The sequence below is a fragment of the Micromonospora coxensis genome (assembly GCF_900090295.1).
Lineage (GTDB): Bacteria > Actinomycetota > Actinomycetes > Mycobacteriales > Micromonosporaceae > Micromonospora > Micromonospora coxensis.
The window spans coordinates 5,190,798-5,213,452 of sequence record NZ_LT607753.1 but is presented as its reverse complement, the minus strand read 5'-3'; the positions used below and the strand labels follow the sequence as shown (position 1 = coordinate 5,213,452).

Below are 22,655 nucleotides of genomic sequence, written 5' to 3'. Positions count from 1 at the left end.
CGCCCCGGACGGTGACGGCGGCCGGGTTCCGTCGACCGGGCGGAGCGCGCAGAGTCGGCAGCGGGCAGGGACCGTCGACCAGGCCGGGCGGCTCAGAGTCGGCGGGGGCCGGTGTCCGGGCGGGCGCCGGCCGTACCGACCCGGACGGTGGCGTGCAGCACCGAGATGCCGTCCGGCCGGGCCAGCACCGGGTTGAGGGTCAGCGAGCGCACCCGGGGCTGCTCGTCGGCGAGCCGCCCCACCCGCAGCAGCAGGTCGGCCAGGGCGGCCCGGTCGACCGGGGCAGCACCCCGGTGCCCGCGCAGCAGCGGCGCGGCCCGCGGCTCGTCGACCAGCTCGGCGGCGTCCCGGTCGGTCAGCGGCACCGCCCGCCAGGCCCGGTCGCCGAGCAGCTCGGTGGCCACACCGCCGAGACCGAAGCCGACCACCGGACCGAACGCCGGATCCTCCATCAGCTCGACCACGCAGGCCACCCCGGGCGGGACCATCGGCTGGACCAGCACCTCCGGGCCGAACACCGGGGCCATCTCGGCGTACGCGCGTCGCAGCGCGGCCTCGTCGGCCAGGTCGAGACGGACCGCGCCGAGGTCGAGGCGGTGCCGCAGGCCGGGGGCGGCGGCCTTGAGCGCGACCGGCCAGCCCAGCCGCCCCGCCGCCGCGACCGCCTCGTCGGCCGTCATCGCCGGGGCCGACCCGACCAGGTCGATCCCGTACGCGGCGAGCAGCCCGGCCGGGTCGGACGGGTCGGCGCGCAGCGCGGCCTGCCCGGCGTCCGGGTCCACCCGGGACAGCTCGGGCGGCGTCCCCGGATCCCGGCGCAGCCAGCCGGCGTACGAGGTGACCCGGCCCAGCGCCCGGACCGCCTCCTCGACACTCGGGTACGCCGGCACCCCGGCCGGCACCCGGCCGGCGAGGAACGTCGCCACGGTGGGCTTGCCGGCGGCGAGCGCGGCCGGCAGCGCGGCGGTGAAGTCCGCCTCCTCGGCGGTGAGCTGCCCCGGCAACGGCGGGGCGAATACGGCGACCAGGGCGTCGACGCCCTCGTCGGCGGCCGACTCGGCCAGCGCCGTGGTGAACTCGGCCGCCCCGGCGTGCGGGCCGACGTCGCGCGGGTACCCGTCGGCGAGGACCAGCCCCTGGGCGGCGCAGGCGGTGGCGGCGAGCCCGGTCAGCGCCGAGGAGTTGCCCACCACGGCGACCCGGGGGCCGGCGGGCAGCGGCTGGTGGGCCAGGAGCACGCCGACGTCGAGCAACTCGGCGACCGTGTCCACCCGGATCACCCCGGACTGGGCGAAGAGCGCGCTCACCGCGGCCTCGTCCAGCGCCGGCCCGTCGCCCAGCCCGACCGGGCGGGCCAGCGAGGCGAGCGCCACCACCGGCTTGTCCCGGCCGATCCGCCGGGCCAGCCGGGCGAACTTGCGCGGATTGCCGAAGGTCTCCAGGTAGAGCAGGATCACGTCGGTGCCCGGGTCGTCCTGCCAGTACTGCAACAGGTCGTTGCCGGAGACGTCGGCCCGGTTGCCGGCGGAGACGAAGCTGGACAGCCCCAGCCCACGCCGGTGCGCCTCGGCGAGCAGCGCCACCCCGAACACGCCGGACTGGCTGAACAGGCCGACCCGGCCGGGCGCGGGCAGGGCCGGGGCGAGGGTGGCGTTGAGGCGTACCTTCTCGTCGGTGTTCGCCACGCCCAGGCAGTTCGGGCCGACGACCCGCATGCCGGCGGCGTGCGCGGCCCGCACCAGCGCCCGCTGCGCCGCCGCGCCCTCGGCGCCGGCCTCGGCGAAGCCGGCGGAGATGACCACCAGGCCGTGCACCCCGGCGGCGGCCGCGTCGGCGACCACCGTGGGCGCCGCCTCCGGGGACACCGCGACGACCGCCAGGTCGATCTCGTGCCCGGCGTCGGCCGCCGAGGGGTACGCGGGCAGCCCGGCCACGGTGGTCGCGCTCGGGTGCACCGGGACGATCGCGCCGGTGTAGCCACCGTCGCGCAGGTGACCGAGGACGGCCGCGCCCACCCCCTGCCCGGTGGCGCTGGCCCCGTAGACGGCGATGCCGCGCGGGGCGAGCAGCCGGGCGATCGACCGCGCCTCGGTGCGGTGCTCCCGGCCGCGCTGCACCTCCAGGGTCGCCTCGGTGGGGGCGATCGGGAAGGTCAGGTGCACCACGCCGTCGGCGTACTGGCGCTGCACCTGGTAGCCGAAGTCGGCGAAGACCCGCAGCATCGCACCGTTGGCGGGCAGCACCTCGGCGACGAAGTGGACGATGCCGTAGCGGCTGGCGGCGGCGGCCAGGTGCTCCAGCAGCACCGAGCCGATCCCCCGGCCCTGGTAGGCGTCCTCGACGACGAACGCGACCTCCGCCTCCGGCGCCTGCGGGCCGAGCCGCTCGTACCGGCCGACGGCGACGATCCGGCCACCGGCGAGCACCACGAACGCCTCCCGGTCGCGGTGGTCGACGTTGACGAACCGTTGCAGGTCCCGCTCCGGGATGCGCGGGTACGGCGAGAAGTACCGCAGGTAGCGGGTGCGCTCGGAGAAGCGCGAGTGCATCGCCACGATCTCCGGGGCGTCGTCCGGGCGGATCGGGCGCAGCTGGACGGTCGTCCCGTCGCTGAGCAGCACGTCCACCGGCTGGTCCACGGTGGTGGTCACCGGTCGGTCTCCTCCCAGGTCACCGCTCAGTCGCGCGGGTCGTGCGGATCGAGCCCGAGCAGCGGGAAGACCGCCTTGCGGGTGGCCGCGACGGCCCGGTCCACCGAGTTCGGCTCGCCGGTGGGCTGCCACGGCTCGTACGACGGGTCGACGTCGTCGGTCATCCGCAGCGGGATCCGGCTGCCGGGCAGCCGCCGGGCGGCCAGCTCGCGCCAGCTCGGCGGAGTCAGCGTGGCCGGCTCGATCGGCGCGCCGGTGGCCACCGCGAGCAGGTGCGTCCAGGCCCGGGGCACCACCTCGGCCAGGGCGTACCCGCCGCCGCCGGTGGCCACCCACCGGCCCTCGCAGAGTTCGTCGGCCAGCGCCCGCAGCGCCAGGTAGGTGGCGCGCTGCCCGTCCACGGACAGGTGCAGGTCGGCCAGCGGGTCGAGGCGGTGCCCGTCGGCGCCGCACTGGGTGACGAGGATCTGCGGCCGGAACGCCCGCAGCACCGAGGGCACGACCGCGTGGAAGGCGCGCTGCCAGCCGGCGTCGCTCACCCCGGGCGGCAGGGGCAGGTTGACCGCGGTGCCCTCCGCGCCGGGGCCGCCGGTCTCGTCGGGGAACCCGGTGCCGGGGAAGAGCGCCAGCGGGGTCTCGTGCACGCTGACCGTGAGCACCCGGGGGTCGTGGTAGAAGATCTCCTGCACGCCGTCGCCGTGGTGCACGTCCACGTCCACGTACGCGACCCGCTCCGCGCCGAGGTCGAGCAGCCGGGCGATGGCCACGGCCGGGTCGTTGTAGACGCAAAACCCGGCGGCCCGGTCGGGCATGGCGTGGTGCAGCCCACCGGCGACGTTGACCGCGCGACGGGCCTCGCCCCGCCAGACCGCCTCGGCGGCGGCCACGCTGGCCCCGGTGATCAAGGCGCTGGACTCGTGCATCCCGGCGAAGACCGGGTTGTCCGAGGTGCCCAGCCCGTACCCGGCGAAGAGCGGGTCGTGCGGGGCGACCCGGACCGCGTCCAGGTAGTCGGGCAGGTGCACCCGGGTGAGCAGCGCGTCGGCGGCCGGCTCGGGCCGGACCAGCCGGACCCCCGGCCGGTCGAGCACGCCCAGCTCGCGGGCGAGCGCGACGGTCAGCTCGACCCGGACCGGATCCAGCGGGTGCTCGCCCATGTCGTAGGCGAGCAGGGACTCGTCCCACACCACCACCGTGTCGTCCGACATGAGGTCATCGTCGCACGAGCGCCGTCGGCCGCCGACGGCACGCGCGGGCTCACGGCCGTGGCGTCTCCCCCGTCGCCACCGGACGGGACGGGTCGGCCACCCACTCACTCCACGAGCCGACGTAGAGCGCGGCGTCCGGCCGGCCGGCCAGGTGCAGGGCGAGCACCGCCTGCGCGGCGGTCACCCCCGACCCGCAGTACGCCCCGACCGGGGCGTCCCCGGTCACCCCGACGGCGGCGAACCGCTCGCGCAGCGCCTCGGCGGACGGGAAACGACCGTCGGTGACGTACTGCGGCGCGGGGAGGTTCACCGCGCCGGGCACGTGCCCGGCGACCGGGTCGATCGGCTCCATCTCACCCCGGTAGCGGGGCGCGGCCCGCACGTCCAGCAGCACCCCCTCGTCGGCCGCCGCCAGAGCCGCCGCGGCGGCGGTGTCCAGCACCGGCAGGGCACCGGGGCGGACGGCCACGTCGCCCGGGGCCGGGGTCGGCACCTCGGTGGAGGTAGGCAGCCCGGCGGCGAGCCAGGCCGGCCAGCCGCCGTGCAGCAGGCGTACCTGCCGGTGGCCGGCCCAGCGCAGGGTCCACCAGGCGCGGGCGGCGGCCATGCCGTCGCCGCCGTCGTACACGACGACGGGGTGACCGGCGCGCACGCCGGCGGCCCGCAGCGCGGCCTGCAGTGCGGCCGGGTCGGGCAGCGGGTGCCGGCCAGCGGCGCCGGGCGGGCCGCAGAGCGCGGTGTCCAGGTCGACGAAGACCGCGCCGGGCAGGTGGCCGGCGGCGTAGTCGTCACGCCCGGGCGGGCCGGCGAGCCGCCAGCGTACGTCGAGCAGGGTGGGCGGCTCGGGCCCGGACAGCTCGGCGGCGAGCTGTCCGGACTCGATCAGCGGCGTCTCGGTTCCGGACATGGCGTCCAGTCAACACCATCCGGGCAGCGACCTCGCGGTTCGGCACCGACGGTCCGTCGGACGGCCGGGGTAGCATCGTGCACCGGAGGGCCGCTGACGTGGAACACGATCTGATCGACACGATTGAGGGCGTAGTCACCTCCGAGGAGAGGTGGTAACGATGGCCCGACATGATCTTGTCGACACGACCGAGATGTACCTTCGCACCATCCTCGAACTGGAGGAGGAGGGTGTGCCGCCGCTGCGCGCGCGGATCGCCGAGCGGCTGCGGCAGAGCGGGCCCACCGTCAGCCAGACCGTCGCCCGGATGGAGCGCGACGGCCTGCTCACCGTCGAGGGCGACCGGCACCTGGCGCTGACCCCGCTGGGCCGCAGCAGCGCCGTCTCCGTGATGCGCAAGCACCGCCTCGCCGAGCTGCTGCTGGTCAACGTCATCGGGATGCCCTACGAGGAGGCCCACGAGGAGGCCTGCCGCTGGGAGCACGTGATGAGCGACGCCGTCGAGAAGCGGGTCTACGACCTGCTCAACCGGCCGACCCGCTCGCCGTACGGCAACCCGATCCCGGGGCTGGAGGAGCTGGGCTCGCCCGAGCCCGCAGCCGCCGACACCGTCGAGGCCGAACGCAACCTCGCTTTCCCCGGCCTCTCCGGCCAGGTCGTGGTCCAGCGGATCTGCGAGAGCGTGCAGACCGACTCGGACGTGCTGCGCCAGCTGCACGCCGCCGGCATCGACCCGGGCGCCACGGTCACCGTCGCCCAGGAGCGGGACGGGGTGTCGATCGACCGCTCCGGTGAGCGGATCCGGCTGCCCCGCGAGGTCGCGTCCCGGGTCTTCGTCGCCGCGCACTGACGGGTGGCGGCTCGGCCGTCACGCTCGCCCGGTGCAGCCGGCCGCCTCCCGGCGTGACCGACCGCCGGGCCTCACCCGGCCCGGGTGTCGAGCTTCCTGGCCAGGTCGACCAGCTTGCCGGTCAACTCCTCGGCGTCGGCCTTCGCCGCGCCGCGCTCACACGTCCAGCGCAGGGTGGCCAGCCGACCCTCGACGAGCCAGCCCACCTCGGCGGCCGGCCCCTGCTTGGCCGTCTTCGCCACCGTCCGGCGGTAGGCGGCCCGGCCCAGCTTCGACACCTTCGCCGCGCCCTCCGGCTGCACGTCGGCGGTGAAGGTCGCCACGTCGATCGAGGTGTCGGTGACGGTCAGGGTCAGCTCGGGCAGGGTGGCGCCCTCGGCGCGGACCACGCAGGTGCGGGTGTCCTTGCGGTCGCTCGCCGCCGCCACGTCGAAGCGGACGCCGGTGTGCTCCTCGATCACGCCGAAGTCGAGGATTGTGCACGCCCCGCCGGAGGAGGCGGCGGCCACCTCGACGGTCACCGGCTCCACGGGTGGTACGGCCACCGGCGCGGGATCACCGGCGCAGCCGGCGGTCAGCAGGGTTGCTGCGGCGCCCAGCCAAATCCGCACACGCACGGGAACCTCCGCGATCGTCGGCGAGCGCGCCCGCCGGTTGTCCGTCGGACACCGTACGGGGTGTATCAGGTCTTATGGAAGACGCCATGACCACCGAGAATCGTGGCGGCGTACCGGCCAAGCCTCAGAGCAGAACGCTCTCTGAGGAGTACAGCCAAGCGAGGGCCGACGTCGACCAACGGCGTACGAAAACCAGAGACCAGCTCGCCGCCGCTGTCCAGCGGCAGCAGCTACACCTGTACTCACCCGTGAAAGTAGGGCCGGATCATCCAACCAACCGTCTCCCTACGTCGAGCACATCGCACCGCAAACCGACCTCGTGTCCTATTCGGTCGCCCATTACCTCTATCACTGCGCCACCCACTTCCCTTAAGGGCAAGCAGGCGCCAGAGTGGCCGCGATCATGGTGCTCCCGACTACGCCCGCATTGATGTCGTCTCCGTAGCCCGCAACAGAATTCCGAGTAGGGGCTCCCGCCTCAGGCATCGGCATATTCGCCACCGCCCACAACGCCTGACAATGCCGATATTTTAGCGCAATGAGAGTCGGTGTCAGTTGTCGCGCAGCTAACTTGCCCGCCACGATTGCGAGACAGAGAGACACAGCGATTACCACGCATTATCGATCTCCGGCGGAGATCGTGACGGTAGCCGAGATAACGACTACCAACCGCAGGCCTCACGGCCACCTCGGTAACCAAGACCGCTCAGGCAGCGCAGGAAGTGTTACGCCAGATGCGACCAAGCGACCGATCCTCACGACCTCATTCCATTCCGGCCGACAGTATCACCTTGAGCTCCCTCTCGTATGCAGCAACCGCCCACTCCTGTCGCCCTAGATATGCCTCCCAAAAGTCGCGCTCTCTCCACGCTTTTGGCCCGATCGTCAGCAGCCCGGAATCGTCAAGCGAGCCCGTCCAGTTTGGGGGAATTATTGGCGAGGCAATTTTAAAGAGGCGTACATCGAATAGCGCCGGCGGCTCACCACTAACAGCCTCAATTCGAAAGTAAGAGGGCCGATCGGCAAGCGACGAGATCTCAAGGACCACATACTCACGCCCCTCGGAAAGAGCTGCAACCCCTTGCCGGGACACACCCTCCAGCCATCGGGCCGCATACTTCACTCTCATCCCTACCTCGCGTTCATCACAACTTTGTAGTCGTAGTCGTAGGCAACATTTCCAGTTCTCGAATTATAGTAGTAATGGACCTGAAAGTCCCCGTAGGAGCTCTGATGCGTCCTCGTCGTGTATTTACCCCAGTCCGCAATATCGCTGCCATCGCGGGTCAGGTGAGCCCGCAACTGCTGGTTGCCCAGGTCACTGCCACGAATAATCAGTTGGGATTCATCAATAGCTTGGCGCGTAAGGCCTCCACCCGGCGTGAACATCGACTTCGCCGATGCCGCACGGAGTTGGTCAGCCAACTTCTGCCCACCGGCAGAGCCGGAGATCGAGCAATCGTTAGCATTGTGTACCAGAACCGGCGTGTTTCCGACCATCACATAGTACGTGTGGAGGTCATCGACGGTGAGGTTGTATGCCGCAGCAACCGTGGCAGCTTCAATATCGAAGGAGATGACGGCGGTCACGCCGGTGGGCGTACGCAGCAAGTCGCCAGGATCGAGGGTCTCAGCACCCTGCCAGGCCAGGTCGGACTCATTCCAGAACGGATGATCCTCCGTGGTGGCCACCTCGCCACTTTCGGTTTCCAGCACGTAGAGTTGGTCCTCGTGCACCCACAGCTTTGTAACCTTCCGGCGCCCTGATTCACCAGTCGCGGGGTCGGTGGCTAACACCTCGTCACCCGCATTAATCTGACTCATTGGCGTGGTACTGCCGTCAGCCATCAGGACCTCGGTGTCACCGCTGAAGCTACACGCGGTCTTAATACCCTTCCGAAGGAGGGATTTCCCAACCGGTCCTACTAGTTTGCCAGCGGGAATCAGGCCAACGGCCGTCCAGATACATCCCGTTGCCTTGCCCTTCGTGCACTCCTGAAAATCGGTGACCCCGAGCAGATCCAAAAGGGCCTTGCGTGACTGCTTGACCTTGGCCTTCGCTAGGGCAGCGCACACTTCCGAGTTGTTGTAACAGAAAACCTCGTCCTCGACGACCTCGCGCTGAAAAATATCGAGATTCGTCGTGTGAGTGTAGTATCGGAACTGCGCATCCTGCTCAAGGGTCAGATGGCCGGGGCCCGGCATCGGGCGGCCGTCGTCCTTGTGCTTGCCCGTCCAGGTTCTAGGGTCGTCGGAGCTCTCCTCGCCGTTTCCGCCGCAGGACGCCGGCCAACAACTGTTGTTCTTCTTGGCGTCTTTGTTTCCCTCTTCATCCCCTGGGCGATAGTCGCAGTCGTGGATCGCGCAGTCTTCCTCGATCAACCCGGTCGGATCGCTGCTCGTGATCGGGGAGTTGCCCGCGTACGCGTAGCCGTTCCACTGCTCCGGGTCGGCCATGTCCATGATCGGGTCGACCGCGATGAACTTGCCGATCGCGGAGTCGTACGGCCGGGCACCGATGTTGGTCAGGCCCGTGACGTCGGCACCGCCGTCGATCGTGCCGCCGACGAAGCCGAGCTGGTTGGGCCAGGCCGGCGGGGGCGTGCTGCGGGAGCCGCCGTACGGGGTCTGCCGCCGCTGGGTGATCGCCTGGTTGCCGGAGGCGATGCTCAGTTCCTGGGTGCCCTGGTGGTCGGTGACCAGCCAGGTGATCCCGGTCCCCGGCATCCGCATGCCGATCAACTGGCCGAGGTGGCTGTAGTACCGGGTCGCCGCCTTGGAGCCGCCGTTGCTCGTGTACCGGATCTCCATTCCGGGCAGGTACAGCGTCTTGCCGGTGGGATCCCGCGCGATGAGGCGGTTGCCCTCGGGGTCGTACAGGTAGGAGTGGGTCTTGCCGCCGTCGGTGAGGCCGACGAGCTTGTTCTCGCTGTCCCAGGTCAGGGTCTGGCTGCCTGTGCCGCCGGGGCAGGTGTTGTTCACCGCGGTCGCCGTCGGACGGCACGTCATGTTGCCCGCGGCGTCGTACTGGTAGTTGCGGGTGCCCGCGCCGTTTCCGGTGGTGATCACCTGCTGGACGCCGTGCGGCTGGGCGCTGCCGAGGTTCGGGTACTTGTAGGTGGATTCGGTGTTCGCCGTGCCGTGCTTGGTCTCCGTGACCCGGTTACCGGACGACTTGCCGACCGGCTCGAAGGCCCAGGAGTGCCAGTAGGGTGCCGGGCCACCGAGGTCCGTCACCGTCGGCGCCGGGCCGCAGTTCCCCGACGTCGGCGTCCATGCCTGGGTGAGACGCCTGGCGTAGTCGTGGCCGAAGCACTGTACGTCGACGGTGCCGCCCGCCGGAGTGTCCGCGATTCGGAGGATGTTGCCGGCGGGGTCGTACGTGTAGTTGACGTCTGCCACCATCTGCGGGGCGATCTGCCGGCTCGTCACGGCATTCGCCAGCCGGCCCGTGGTGTCCTCGTAGTTCCAGGCGCGCTCGAGGAAGTTCTGTGCCGTCTGCTGGTACTGGACCAGACCGACCTGACCGAACGCGTTGTAGCTGGTGTCGGTGACGTACTGCCCTGCGTTGGGCCAGTTGGTCTTGACCTGCTCCGCCAGGCCGGTCGTCGAGTCGTAGGTGAAGGTGAGCTGCTCGGCGCCGAGACCGCCGGTGCTCGGGTACGTCGCGGAGCCGAGCGAGACGCCGTCGGCCTTGTAGCTCCGGGTGAAGCTGTAGGTGCCGCTCAGCCCTGTCTCGGTGGCCGGAATGACGAAGTCCTCGCCCAAGGACCGGTAGAGCGGGCTGTAGCCCCGGACCCGCACCTTGTACTCGGTGGTGCCGTTGTCGGTCCACCGGCTGCTGGAGGCGGGCATCCCCTTCGCGCCCGTCGGGTCGTACGTCCAACTGGCCCGTAGGTTCGCCGTAGCAATCGACCCCTGGTAGACCGCGTCCTTACGGCCCAGGCTGTCGTAGTGGTAGACCAGCTTCTGCTGGCGACCGTCCACCGTGAATTCGAGGTCACCGTTGTCGGCGTACTTGGACTCCGTGCTGCCCTTGTCGGGATCGACGGCAATCCGCTGCCGGCCCCGGATGTCGTACTCGTAGGACCACTGGTTACCGGCAGGATCCTTGACGGAGGTCAACTGGTTCTTGCGGTTGTAGGTGTACGTGCTGGCGTCGTAGGGGCCGGTGATGGTGCGGCCGGCGTGCTGACGGACCTCCACGGTGTTGCCGCGGGCGTCGCTGATCGAGGTGGTCGCGGTGCCGCCCTCCGGCGGGGTGACGTACACCCGGTCACCGCCGTAGGCCGTGGTGGTTCGCCACTTCTCCTGGCCGCTGGTGGTCTGGATGCTCGCGGTCACCCGGCCAGTCCGGTCGTAGTGGTTGACCGTCTGGATGTTCGCTTCCCACGCCGCGATCGACCTGAGTGTCGTGCCGGGCGCGACGTTGGGGTCACGGTGACTGGCGTTGGCGTAGGCGACCCGCCCGGCGGCGTCGTACACCGACTCGCTGAACACGGTTCCGCCGCCGGACGCTGCCGACACCTGGGTCTGCCGGGGTCGGAGCAACCCGTCGTAGAGCGCGTAGCTGGTGAGGTAGCTGCCCTCGGCGCTCAAGGACCGCGTCGTGACCGCGTTGACGCCGCCGCTGTGGCGCAGCGTGTACGTGTACTCGGTGGAGGGGGTGCTCGTCGGGTTGGCGGGATCCAGCCCGATCGAGCGGTTCGGCAGCCACACCTTCCGCAGCCGGCCGAGGCCGTCGTACCGCAGATCGGTGATCTTGCCGTTGGCATCGACCGTGCGCTTCGGCAGCCCCCAGGCCGGGTCCATCTCCTGGGTCGATTTCCAACTCAGGTGGTTGGTGGTCTCCACCTTCGTGACCGGACCGCCCACCGTCGGGGTGTACGTCGTGATGGTCTTGTTGTTACGGACGTCGGTGGACTCGACGACCCGGCCGTGGTCGTCGTAGACAGTCGTCCCGGTCGTCAGCCAGTCGGTGCCCCCGGACTCCGACCACCCCTTCAGGGTCTCCACCCTGGTGGGGTCGCCCTCCGTGGGCGCGACGCCGTACGCCTCACCGTCGTACGAGGTCCGCACGTCGCTGATGACGTCATCTGTGGTCTTCGGCGCTGTGCCGCACGGCAGGGCGAAGGTCTCCACCCGCACTGCCGTGGACAGGATGTTCAGCCCGGTGTTGCGGGCGTAGGTGGTGCGGATGCACTTCTCGTCACCGCCGGCCGCGACGTCACCCAGGCCGGTGGAGGTGGTCTCCATGCCGTACGAGTCGAAGGTGCTGGAACTCTTGACGACCCGCCATCCGCGACCGGCGTCCAGCTTCACCGCGTTCCAGGACGTGTCCACGCCGGTGTAGCGGGCGTACGTGGTGGTGGTCCCCATGTCCCGCATCGCGGTGTGCGGCGACTGCCAGCCCTGGTTGACGGAGCGCGACACGATGTCGGTGTCGACACCGTTGTAGGTGATCTGCTCCCGCACCTGCCCGGCCAGCGCGTCGTGGTCGTTGACCTGGCCGGCGTCGGCCACGTCGACCACGTCACCGTCCCCGTTCAGGTCCACCCCGCGCAGGGTGACGGTACGGGTGCCCCCGCTGGGCGCGGCCTTGTCGCCGTGCATGCCGCGGTAGTAGCGGGTCTCGGACAGGGTTTCCTGACCGTCGGTGCCCTTCCGGACCCTGATTCGACCGTAGCCCCGGTAGTCCGACCAGGTGCGGAACTTGTCCTTGGTCATGCCGTCGTCGTCGGCGTGGTGCCAGGCGGCGCCGTCGAGGTACTCGTAGGCGGTGATGACGTCGGTCCCGCCACCGGTCCAGTCGGACTCGAAGACCTGCTTCACCACGTACTTGTGGAAGTAGTCGGTCTCGATGGCCTTGGTGAAGGGGTTCTCCGTCAGCACCGGGTAGCAGCGGAGGGTGTTGGTCTCCGGAGAGGCCGGCATCGGCCCGTCGGTGTCGCATTCCGGGTCGGAGTACTCGACCACGATCCTTCCGCCGGTCTCGGTCCAGATCGTGTTCAGCCGCATCCAGTGCATCGGAGGCTTGCCGTCGTCGGTCTTGTCGACCCGGTTGGGGCGCTGCACCCAGTCGAAGTTGACCTCCGGCAGGTCCACCCTCTCGCCGATGTAGCCGGTGTGCCGGATCGACTCCAGCCACATGCCGTCCCGCGAACCGTCGCCGTTCTTGGGGAAGTTGTGGTCGAGGCTCCACCTCTCCACGTCACCGGCGACTCCGGCGACCTTCGTCGTGATCGCCGTGAGCCGGCGCGTCGACCAGAAGGTCGGTGAGTACTTGCCCTCGCAGGTCGTGCCGGTGCACTCCTGGTCCCACGGCGTGTCGGGCCAGTGGGCCTCGTCGTGCGTGGCGCAGTCCGACTTGCACCGGTCCGAGGTGGTGAAGAATACCTGTGCCGTCGGGGTCACGGACCGGTCGGTGTCCCCCCGGTCCCAGGTGCCGTAGTCGATCCGGGTCAGGTTCGACGCCCGGACGTAGGAAACCTCGTTGCTGTCGGTGACGTTGGCCGCGTACTTGTTGGTCTCCTGGCTGTACCAGAACGACATCGTGCCGCCGTGGGTGTCGACGACGTAGTCGAGGTTCCACCGCCACGCCTGGTTGCAGTGGGCCGAGGCGAAGGAGGCGTTGTAGCAGGGCTCGTCCTGGTGGTTGCCGTAGACCCGGACGGTGTCGGTGGAGGCCGTGTCGCTGGTCTGCCCCGGCAGGTCGTCGCGGCCGAAGAAGTACTGGGTGCCGTCGGCGGTGGTGACCTTCCAGTACTCACCGTTGTCGTCGCCGTTCGAGCCGCCGGTCAGCTTCTCGACCTTGGACGCGTCGTCGCTCTTCGGCCGCCACTCACCGGTGGTCCCGTCCTTGACCAACTCGGTCGAACGGCCGTTGAGCGACAGGACGGCGTTGTCGGTGCCCCAGCACTGGTCACCGATCTGGTCGTTGTTGGTCGCGCCGTTCGCGGTGTCGTCGAAGCACGGCACGTACCGCCGCTCGATGAAACCCGGGTGGTATTCGAAGCCTTCGCCGACCCACGAGGGCTGGTTGTTCGAGGCGTCGCTGCGTCCGTCGACGGCACTCGACGAGTAGGCGAGGCTCACCTTCGGCGCCGGCCCGGTGGCCTGGGGAACCCGGATGGGATACGACCAGGAGAAGTCACCGCTCGATCCGCCCGCGGTCCAGCTGGAGGACGCCTGGAGTGGGGTCGCGGAGTAGTCGCCGGCCGAGCCGGAGGGGGCGGCCGTGAGGGCGACCAGCGTGGCTCCGCCCGCCGACAGCGCCTTGGCACCGGTGGCACCGGGCTGTACGTCGATCTCCGCCGAGACCCGCTTCGAGGCAGGATCGTTGTGCGAGGGCAGCGGACGGCCGCTGCACTGGGGCAGGTCCGGCGTGGTGAGCGCGCACTCCGGCAGCGCGACCAGGCGCAGACGGGTCGACCAGTCCGCACCGAACGCCGACTCGAAGCCCGCGTAGCCGACACCGACACTCATCCGCCCACCGCGCGCCACACCATCGGCGCGTGCGACTCGGAGGACGAGCCCGTTGCGCCAACCCGGTGCCACCTTCGCCCGGTCGAGCACCTCGACCTTGGCTCGCCCCACGGGAGCGGTGGAGGCGGCAACCCGAGCTCCGGCACCGTCCGCTGGACCGACCCACACGGGAAGCTTGCCGACCCTGGTGCTCGTCGCGGGCGCCTTGGCGGCGGCCGCCCTCCGCGCGATCTCCGCCGGGACGGACGCCTCCGCCGTGCCGGCGGCGGGCCAACTCAGCGTCGTGGCGGTGACGCTGTCCGCGCCCTGCGACATGTCAGCCGGTCGGGGCTTCGCCAGCACGTCCTTGGTCGTCACGGCCTTCGGTTGGCTGAGCGTCAGGTGGGTCGGGTCGGCGGCCTTGGCCGGTTGCGGCGTGGCGGCCAGCAGGGACGCCAGTACGACAGGTGTCAACGCGGCTGACAGGCCGAGTCGCAGGCGGCTGCCGGGGAGCCAGAATCGGGATCGCGGATCGTGCCGGGTCGGAGAGACCGGCGGCATACCTACGGACATCGACAACCTCCGCCGTCGAGGGGGTGGGCGGGATGATGGAAGGAAGAGGCGAATCGGCTCACGCGGCCTCAGGGCGCGTGAGCCCGTCCGCTCACCGAGAATCGCGGTAGAGGGCCGCCGCTTCGCGATCGTTCATCGCGCCGGCGTAGACCTTGATCTGGTCGATGTCGCCCAGGAGGAAGCTGTTCACGCCGGAGACGCTTCCGACGAACAGTGGGTGAGACGATGCCTTGCCGACGGCGCCGACGCCTCGAGCGGCTTGGGGTCGACCGTCGACGTACAGGCGCACCTCGCCTGTTCCGACGTCGAATACACCGGTGAGGTGGACCCATTCCTTCGCCTGAACGGTAGCTGCGGTCACGGGGCTGTCCGACACGGCCGCCGCCCAACTCACGCCACCCGCACCGTCAGGGGTGAGCACCGCGAACCTCAGGTTGCCGTTCTGTTCCATGTACAGCTTGACGGCCCCCTCCTGGGCGTTGCCTGCGCCTTGTCGGACGAAGACCTGCTCCTGTCCGTTGAGTTCACGGACGCGGACGGCGGCGGAGACCGTCAACGACTGCCCGGTGTTGACCACCGGATCGGTGGTGGCGGCGTACCCGGTTCTGGTCGACGTGCCGCCCCAGCCATCCGGCTGGGCAGTGTTGAACCACAGCGCCTCACTGTCGTCGTAGCCGTCACCGGTGTACCCGACGGTCTGGCTCTCCGAGTAGGGATCGGTGCAGCCGTAGAGGTCGAGGGAGCGCCCCCAGTAGTCGTAACTCGCCGCCGAGCCGCAGGCGGAATCGAGCCCACCGCTGAAGTCCCAGTTCGCCACCTGGATCGGCTGGATGATGCCGGGAACCGCCTCGGTCCCCATTTCCGGGTTCACGTCGGTGCCGGTCAGGTCGTCCTGGGTGAGCGCCCGGTTCCAGAGTCGGACGTCGGTGATATGACCGAGCCAGTGGTCCGCGATCTGAGTCGGATCCGTCGGGTTCTCCGACCACTGTGCCCCACTGATGACCACCGGACCGCCGGCATTCCAACCGGCGGCTGGACGGACGCCGGAGGCGACGCGCTTCCCGTTCACGTAGAGGACCATTTCGCGGGTCGCCGCATCATAGGAGGCGGCGAGATGTGCCCACTTGCCCACGTCCTTTGTGGTCAAGGTGATCGGTGACTCCACCGCGACAAAAGTATTGACGCTGCTTGCGGCGTCAGCCCCCGGCATCATGAAGCTCCATCGGGGCCCGTTGGACAGACGGTAGCCGAGATAGAACCCACTCACCTTCGTGCCGAACTTGCTCACGGCCGTCCAGTTTCCCGGCGACAGAACCGGCTCGGGGTCTTCACGGGTGGCATCACCGAGATTGACCCACACCGCTACACCGAAAGACTTCGCCGTGTCCAACGGCACGTTCGCGGCCAGATGAGTGTCCAGGTTGAAGGAGGGCGTGGCGTCACCGTAGATCCGGCTGTTCTCGGCCCATGCCTCGGTGCCGTTCACAGTGAGGCTGGGCCCGCCGGACGCCTCCTTGAGGTCATGGGAGTCGACCCTGTCGAGCGGCCAGTGGGCGATCGGCGCAGACGGCGCCTCGACCAGGAACTTGTAGCGGGTGGTGTCACTCTGCTTGTTGGCGCCGTCGATGCTGTAGACCTCGAGCACGTTGAATCCGAACCGCGGCGGCGTCAACGTCACCGTATTCCGGGAACCCGCGACGATGGTGGTGAGGGGACCGGCCTGACCGCTCCATCCGTAGACGTGCTTGGCCACGTCCGTGGACCTGGGGGCGAAGGTGAACGTACCCGCGATACCTGGGCCGCCGTGGGCGACTCCGTCGGCCGGGTAGTCGGTGGAGCTGACGGCCGGCGGCAGCGGCTTGTCCAGGTCGACGGTGAAGCTGCACCAACCGGACCAGTCGGAGTAGGAGCCGGCCTTGTCCCGGGTCTGGACCCGCCACTGGTAGGTTCTGCCCTCGGCCAGGCTCCCCAGACTGACGATGCCGGAGTCGCCGAAGCTGTTGCCCGGCTTGGTCTGCCCGGTCTTGGTACCGACGCCGCTGTAACCGATGAACATGTACTCGAAGTAGCCGGTCAGGCTGTCCCCGGTGCCGTCCGCGTCCCCGTAGAAGGCCTCGAACACCGGGGACGCGGTGCCGATCGTCGCCCCGCACGCCTGGTCGGACGTGGTGAGTTTGGTCGGCACGCTCGGCTTCGAGTTGTACGTGACCTCGATCCACGCCTTGTCGGTGTAGAACTTCTTCCATCGGCTCTCGAGGTCCTCCCCCTCCCCGGCGTCGTTGCAGGCACACAGGCCAACGGTGTAGGTGGGCCACGCCTTGTTGACCGCGTACTGAAGGTCGTTGCGGAACGCCTCGCTGGCGAACTCGGCATCGACGTCGGGTTGGACACTGCCGCAGCCGCCCGCCTCGTTGGCGCTGCCCTCCCATGCGTCCAGGTGGTTCGACGGCAGTGGGCGAGTGGTCCAGCCCATCCGGCCGCCACTGGCCACCGTGATGGCGCTCGTCCGGTACGCGTGGACCCAGGTCGGCGTGCAGGACCACGAGTGGTCGAGGGTGATCCGCACCGTGCTGCCGAGGATCTGCTTGCCCTTGAGCCCACTGATCGGGAAGTCGTAGAAGGAGTGGTACCGCTCCCCGTTCCCACCCTCGGGGTACGGCTGCCGCCCGACCCGGGCCACAGTGGTGTCGTTGTTCTCCCCGTTGCTGGTCGCGTACGCCCACTTCGACCGCTGCTTCTCGAACTCCGGGTCGATGAAGATCGGGTATGTGAGGCCGGGATCGGCCATCAACTTCGCATCGGGCGTGATGGTGAGCTCCGCTCCGGAGAGCGCCACACCGACGCGGGCGCTGCGGGAGGTGACCGCCGCCTCCTCGGCAGTGGCCCGCTCGCCGGCCGGGACGGCGAGGCCGCGTGCCTCTGCCGAGGCCAGCACCTCGCCGGCCCGGGACGGGTCCGTGGACGAGTCCCACATCCTGGCCGGCGCGGAGTTGGCCACCGGCACGCCGCCGGCAGTGGCGAGCCGCACGGTTCCGGTCGCGTCCCGGGTGACCTTCATGTCCCCACCGGTGCGGAAGCGGAGCGCGCGGATCGCCGGCTGCGCCGCCGCCTCCGGGGTGAGCACCTCCACCACGTGGGTATAGCCCTCAGCAGTCGCGGTCACGTGCAGGTTGACGTCCTTGAGGACGGACGGGTACACCGCGGTGGCGCCGTCCACCCGGGGCGCCGGCAGCGGACCCAGCGGCCATTCGAGGGTGAAGCTGGAGCCGGCTTCCCGCCAGGTGACCAGTGGCCCGGTGCCGCCCGTGGAGAACGACACGTCGGCGAGGGACGCGGCGGGGACCAGCCTGCCGTCCTTGGGCCGCAGGCTCGGATCGATGGCAGCCCACGTGCCGTTGGCGCGGCGTACCCGCTGCGGTGCGACGGAGGCCACCAACTTCCGGACACCGTCCGGGCCGACGGTGACCTGCGCGTACTCGGTGCGCTCGCTGAGCACCTCGACGGCACGGCCGCACCGCGCGGCAAGCCTGGCCGCCGCCGCCTCGTCCGGCGCCTCGGTGACGCAGGCAGCCTGCTCGGACGGTCCTGGGGCGGCACTGGCGGCGGGCACCTCGGCCACGAATCCGGTGCCGGAGACGACAGCACTGATCGACGTCAGCCAGATGAAGGCATGACGTCTCCACGACACAGTCATGACGGTCCCCCGTGTTCGTCCATGGACAGCCAGGGAACTGTAGAGATCGACAGGTCGCTGCGTAAAGGCTCGTGTACAAACTGTCAGCACGTACAGGCATCGATCCGGACAAACGCGCGTCGTGTATTGCGGTAGGTCACCGCTCCCAGCTTCTCGTCCCTGCCTGGTCATCGATCGGGAGGTCGCGCATCCTCCGCAGTGGAGAGCACACCACCCAGAGCGCGGCGCTCCACGTCCCCAGCGCGCAGACCACCAGCGCCGGCCGCAGCCCCCACCCGCTGCCCAGCGTGCCGCCGAACAGCGCGCCCAGCGGGACCGCCCCGAAGCAGATCCACAGAAACGCGGCGGTGACCCGGCCGAGCAGCTCCGGCGGGGTCACCCGCTGCCGGTACGACAGGATGGCGATGTTGAACAGCACCGCGTTGGCGGAGAACGCGGCGAGGCCGACGGCGTAGAGCAGCAGCCCCCAGCCAGGCCGGGCCAGCGGGACGAGCAGGTAGAGCGGACCGGGTACGGCCATCGCCACCCAGATCACCCGGGCCGAGCCGATCCGGCGGGAGATCCGGTCGGCGAGCGCGCCGGTGACCAGTCCCCCGACCGCGCCGAGGGAGAACACCGCACCGACCACCGCCGGGGAGGCGTCCAGCTCGCGGACGAGGTAGACGACCTCCAGCGACTGCGTGGCGACGGCGAAGAAGTTGGACGTGGTGACGCAGGCCAGGATCCGCAGCAGGATCGGGTGCCGCCGGACGAATCCCAGCCCCTCGGTCAGCGCGGCCCGCGCCGGGACGCGCGCCGACGCGGCGGGCTCCGCCTGCGCCGGCAGCCGGACGAGCAGCAGCGTCACCGCGCTGACCACGAAGGTGAGCGCGGTGCCGACGACGGTCCGGGCCCCGCCGACCAGCCCGGTCAGCGCCCCGCCGACGGTCGGTCCCACGAGCTGGGCGGCGTCCTGGCTGACGGAGAGCCGGGCGTTGCCCGCCACCAGCTGCTCCGGCGCCACCAGGCGCGGCAGGACGGTCTTGTACGCCACGGTGAACAGCACGGTCAGCGCCCCGGATAGCCCGACCACGGCGTACAGGAGGGGCAGGGTGAGGTGGCCGAGCAGGGCGGCCACCGGCACCGCGAGCATCAGCGCGGCCCGCCCCAGGTCGCACCCGACCATCAGCCGCCGCGGATTTACCCGGTCGACGAGCAGCCCCGCGGGCAGCGAGAGGAGCAGGTACGGCAGCCAGGCCAGGGAAGTCAGCAGGGAGACCTGGAGGACACCGGCGCCGAGGGTGTCGGCGGCGATCAGTGGCAGCGCCACCCCGCTGACGCGGATGCCGAGTTCACCGGCCGTCTGGCCGCCCCAGAAGAGGGCGAAGTCCCGGTGCCGCCACAACGGCACGCGCGCCGCGGGCGGTGGGGAGGCGAGTTGCTCGGTCACGGACGCCACCTGCCGCCGGTCGGACGGCCGCCACGACCGTCACCGGGCCGACGGCCCGGCAGCGCCAACCTAGGTGGACAGGCCCCGGTCGGTCACCCGGTTAACCGACCCCGCCCGTCAGTCGTCGACGTACGGGCAGTGCCGGCAGCCCCGGCCGCAGCAGGTGCCCCGGCGGGCGAGGAAGGCGGCGCTGAGCACGAAGAGCCCGGTGGACGGGTCGAGGTAGCCGGCCTCCCCGGCGGCCAGCGCGGCGGCGTGCGCGGCGAGGATCCGCGCCCGGTCGGGGTGCTCGGGCGGCAGCCGCGACGGGTGCGGCTCGGTCAACGGCCGGTCCGCCAGGGGTCGTCGCTCGCCACTCATCGGCGGCGAGTCTACGGAGCCGGCCGCGCTGGCCCGGTCGCCGGGCGGGCGCTCCACCGTCCCGGTGGGCGTCGCCGCCGGTCAGCCGTGCCGGGCAAAGGCGGCGGCCACCTCGTCGCGTCCCGCGCCGGCGGCGAGCAGCGTCCGCAGCAGCACCACCGCCTTGTACGGGTCGAGCAGCCCGCCGTTGACCAGGCCCCGCCGTTGCAGGTCGGTCTCCGAGCCGACCGCGCCGTAGGTGTGCCGCAGCACCGGGCCGGCGCCGGTGCGGGAGGTCAGCACCACCGGCATCCGATCGGTGAGCGCGCCGAGCACCGGGGCGAGCGCGGACGGCACGTGCCCCACCCCGTACCCGGCGACGACCAGGCCGTGCCGGCGGTCGGCCAGCCCGTCGAGCAGCCAGCCGTCGTCGTCGAGGGTGACGGTGTGCAGGGCGACCCGGGTGGCGTCCAGCCGCGCCGGATCCACCGGCGGCAGCGGCGCGTGCCGGGGCGGCCGGGTGAGCAGGCGTACCCGTCCCTCCGCGACGTGGCCGAGCGGCCCGGCGTTCGGGGAGGCGAAGGTGGCCGTACTGGTGCTGTGGGTCTTGCGGACCCAGCGGGCGGCGTGGATCTCGTCGTTGGCGACGACCAGCACCCCCAGGTCGCGGGCCTCGGCGGACGCGGCGACCCGGACCGCCGCGAGCAGGTTGGCCGGGCCGTCGGCCCCGGCCAGGGTGGCGTTGCGCATGGCGCCGGTGACGACCAGCGGCGCGGCGTGCGGCCAGACCAGGTCGGCCAGGTACGCGGTCTCCTCCAGGGTGTCGGTGCCCTGGGTGACGACGACGCCGGTCGCGCCGCCGGCCACCGCCTGCGACGCGGCGTCGACCACATCCAGCAGCCGCCGGTACGTCAGGTCGGCGCTGGGTACGGCGAGCGCGTCGCGCACGTCCAGCTCCTCGCCGACGCTGTCGAGCCCGGGTACGGCGGCGAGCAGGTCCGCCCCGGTCAGCCGGGTGACCACCGGCCGCTCCCCCGGGCCGACCCCGGCCATCGCGATGGTCCCGCCGAGGGTGAAGAGGGCGATGCTCACGCCGGCGACCCTACGCGAGACGATCCGGCCACCGCCGTCCCGTCGAACCGTGATCGCCTGCGGTGATCCGGCCCGACTCGCCGCCGGCGGCGACGGTCACCGCCGCCGGCGCGGTCAGACGCCGGGGCCGCGGGTCTCGGTGAGCATCCGGGTCAGCAGGTCGGTGACGGGGCCGGGCCGCTGGAACAGGGATCGGTGCCCGGCCCCGTCGAGGACGACGTGCTCCTTGCGGGGCGCCTCCAGCCTTGCGTACCACTCGCGGGTCAGGGCGAGCCGGCCGGGCACCTCGTGGGCCCCGTCCACGAGGTACACCGGCACGTCGAGCCGGCGCACATCCCGGCGCAGGTCGAGTTGCTGGAGCTGCGGGTAGAGCACGTCCCAGCCGTCGAGGTTGCCGCTGAGCGCGTGCGCCTTCTCCAGCAGGGTGTACTCCGGCACGTCCAGGTTCTCCGCCACCCCGTCGCGGCCCTCGGCGTTGCCGGTGCGGTCGAAGTCGAACGCCCCGGCCTCGTTGGCCAGCAGCGGCTCGTAGGTGTACAGGTCCGGGTACGGCGGCGGACCCAGGCGGGTGAGCTGGTCCGCCAGGTCGGCACGGCCGGTGCGGCGGGCCCAGGCGACGGTGTCGGCGTACTGGCTGATGTCGGCCGCCCGCAGGTCGACGGCCTGCCCGACCCCGACGTACGCGTGGAACAGCTCGGGGCGGCGCTGCACGGCGGTCACCCCGACCAGCGAGCCGCCGGAGTGGCCCATCAGGTACACCCGGTCCTGCCGGAACCGCTGCCGCAGGTGCTCCACCACCGCGATCACGTCGGCGACCTCGCTGTCCAGGGTGAACGACGACGACGGCGCGAAGGCGGCCCAGGACCTCGCCCCGCCGCGCCGGTCCAGGGTGGCCAGGACGACGTGCCGTTCCAGGCCGACGAGGTGCCGGCGGACCGAGCCGACCTCCGAGGAGCCGGGCCCGCCGGGCAGGAAGAGCAGCACCGGGGCGTTCCGGTCGGCGCCGCGCAACGTCAGCCCGAGTTCGCGATCGCCGCTGCGGACGCTGGTCAGCTCGGCGATCCCGCCCGGGACGGGGGCGGTGCGCGCCGGCACCGCCGCCGCGACGGTGACCAGGGCGACGACGGCGGCGAGCAGGCCCACCACCACCCGGCCCGCCCAGGTCCACCCGGGACGGCGACGCATTGGCGCGCCGCCGACAGCGGGCCCACCGGTCCGCACGTCGGTGGCCGCACGGGCGTCACCGGTCGACGTCGCCGGCTCGGGCGTGTGCCGACTGCCGTCCGCTGCGCCCGTCGCCGGCTCGGGCGTCTGTCGGCCGTCGCCCGCCGCGCCCGTCACCGGCGGCACGGCGGCTGCCCGCCGGGTGGCACGGCGGGCCAGCCCCGCGCCGTACGCGGCCCCGACCAGCAGCGGCAGCAGGGTGAACAGGCCGTGCAGCCCTCGGCCGAGCACCAGGGCGGCGACGCCGAAGCCGCTCAGGTGCGGGGCGTCCACGGTCGGCCCGCGCAGCGGAATCCGAGCCAGTTCCACGGCGAGCGCGAAGAGCACCGGCGCGGCCAGCATCGCCCAACGGGACCGGCCCAGCCGGCCGGCGAGCAGCCCGACGGCGAGGCTGGCCAGGACCGAGACGACGGCGTCGAGGTTGCCGCCGGGGCCGCGCGGTGTCCACCAGCCGACGACCAGACCCCAGCCGGCCGGGATGAGCGCCGCGAGGAGCAGCAGGGCACGACGGGACGGCTTCGCCATGGACACCTCACCGGGGAGTCGTCTGGACCGTCAGCCTAGTGAAGATCGATCTCACCCGCTGCCCCGAGGCGGTGACGGAGAG

At 71.2% G+C, this 22,655-nt stretch carries 11 protein-coding genes; 1 reads left to right on the top strand and 10 read right to left on the bottom strand.

From position 1 onward, the window contains the following. Positions 1-92: 92 nt before the first annotated feature. From GA0070614_RS23780 to GA0070614_RS23770, 3 genes are read right to left on the bottom strand one after another with little or no spacing between them, the layout of a single operon-like run. Positions 93-2,681 carry a bifunctional acetate--CoA ligase family protein/GNAT family N-acetyltransferase gene (locus tag GA0070614_RS23780; protein WP_172892623.1) on the bottom strand — a complete coding sequence of 863 codons (2,589 nt, stop codon included), beginning with the start codon at positions 2,679-2,681 and terminating at the stop codon, positions 93-95. Next, entirely contained in the window at positions 2,678-3,859 is a 1,182-nt protein-coding gene (locus GA0070614_RS23775) for an acetoin utilization protein AcuC (RefSeq protein WP_088978044.1), read from the bottom strand. The genes GA0070614_RS23780 and GA0070614_RS23775 overlap by 4 nt, the downstream gene beginning before the upstream one ends. 49 nt (positions 3,860-3,908) lie before the next feature. After that, on the bottom strand, positions 3,909-4,766 hold the full coding sequence (locus GA0070614_RS23770; protein ID WP_088978043.1) for a sulfurtransferase: 858 nt from the start codon (positions 4,764-4,766) through the stop codon (positions 3,909-3,911). 160 nt (positions 4,767-4,926) lie between these two features. Here GA0070614_RS23770 and GA0070614_RS23765 point away from each other — a divergent pair, with 160 nt between their 5' ends. Continuing rightward, entirely contained in the window at positions 4,927-5,616 is a 690-nt protein-coding gene (locus tag GA0070614_RS23765; protein ID WP_408630707.1) for a metal-dependent transcriptional regulator, read from the top strand. A 71-nt stretch (positions 5,617-5,687) separates the two neighbouring features. Here GA0070614_RS23765 and GA0070614_RS23760 read toward each other — a convergent pair whose 3' ends face one another. The 7 genes from GA0070614_RS23760 to GA0070614_RS23730 form a co-directional block, all read right to left on the bottom strand. Then, a complete protein-coding gene (locus tag GA0070614_RS23760) occupies positions 5,688-6,233 on the bottom strand; it encodes a hypothetical protein (protein WP_088978041.1) in 546 nt (181 codons plus the stop codon). A gap of 1,131 nt (positions 6,234-7,364) precedes the next feature. Next, positions 7,365-13,718: a polymorphic toxin-type HINT domain-containing protein gene (locus tag GA0070614_RS23755; RefSeq protein WP_157745073.1), complete on the bottom strand. Its 6,354-nt coding sequence runs from the start codon at positions 13,716-13,718 to the stop codon at positions 7,365-7,367. Between the two features lie 643 nt (positions 13,719-14,361). Further along, a complete protein-coding gene (locus GA0070614_RS23750) occupies positions 14,362-17,964 on the bottom strand; it encodes a LamG domain-containing protein (RefSeq protein ID WP_088978039.1) in 3,603 nt (1,200 codons plus the stop codon). Between the two features lie 136 nt (positions 17,965-18,100). Further along, positions 18,101-19,393, bottom strand: coding sequence for an MFS transporter (locus GA0070614_RS23745; protein WP_157745071.1), 1,293 nt, complete (start codon positions 19,391-19,393; stop codon positions 18,101-18,103). 117 nt (positions 19,394-19,510) lie between these two features. Beyond that, on the bottom strand, positions 19,511-19,753 hold the full coding sequence (locus tag GA0070614_RS23740) for a DUF5522 domain-containing protein (protein ID WP_088979618.1): 243 nt from the start codon (positions 19,751-19,753) through the stop codon (positions 19,511-19,513). A gap of 81 nt (positions 19,754-19,834) precedes the next feature. Beyond that, entirely contained in the window at positions 19,835-20,824 is a 990-nt protein-coding gene (locus GA0070614_RS23735; protein ID WP_088978037.1) for an asparaginase, read from the bottom strand. Positions 20,825-20,938: 114 nt separating this feature from the next. After that, positions 20,939-22,573 carry an alpha/beta fold hydrolase gene (locus tag GA0070614_RS23730; RefSeq protein ID WP_231933371.1) on the bottom strand — a complete coding sequence of 545 codons (1,635 nt, stop codon included), beginning with the start codon at positions 22,571-22,573 and terminating at the stop codon, positions 20,939-20,941. Positions 22,574-22,655: the final 82 nt, after the last annotated feature.

Excerpts from the sequence above, each read along its gene's own strand:
- GA0070614_RS23775 (WP_088978044.1), bottom strand. The coding sequence starts at position 3,859 with ATGTCGGACGACACGGTGGTGGTGTGGGACGAGTCCCTGCTCGCCTAC.
- GA0070614_RS23770 (WP_088978043.1), bottom strand. The coding sequence starts at position 4,766 with ATGTCCGGAACCGAGACGCCGCTGATCGAGTCCGGACAGCTCGCCGCC.
- GA0070614_RS23765 (WP_408630707.1), top strand. The coding sequence starts at position 4,927 with ATGGCCCGACATGATCTTGTCGACACGACCGAGATGTACCTTCGCACC.
- GA0070614_RS23755 (WP_157745073.1), bottom strand. The coding sequence starts at position 13,718 with ATGAGTGTCGGTGTCGGCTACGCGGGCTTCGAGTCGGCGTTCGGTGCG.
- GA0070614_RS23750 (WP_088978039.1), bottom strand. The coding sequence starts at position 17,964 with ATGACTGTGTCGTGGAGACGTCATGCCTTCATCTGGCTGACGTCGATC.
- GA0070614_RS23740 (WP_088979618.1), bottom strand. The coding sequence starts at position 19,753 with ATGAGTGGCGAGCGACGACCCCTGGCGGACCGGCCGTTGACCGAGCCG.
- GA0070614_RS23730 (WP_231933371.1), bottom strand. The coding sequence starts at position 22,573 with ATGGCGAAGCCGTCCCGTCGTGCCCTGCTGCTCCTCGCGGCGCTCATC.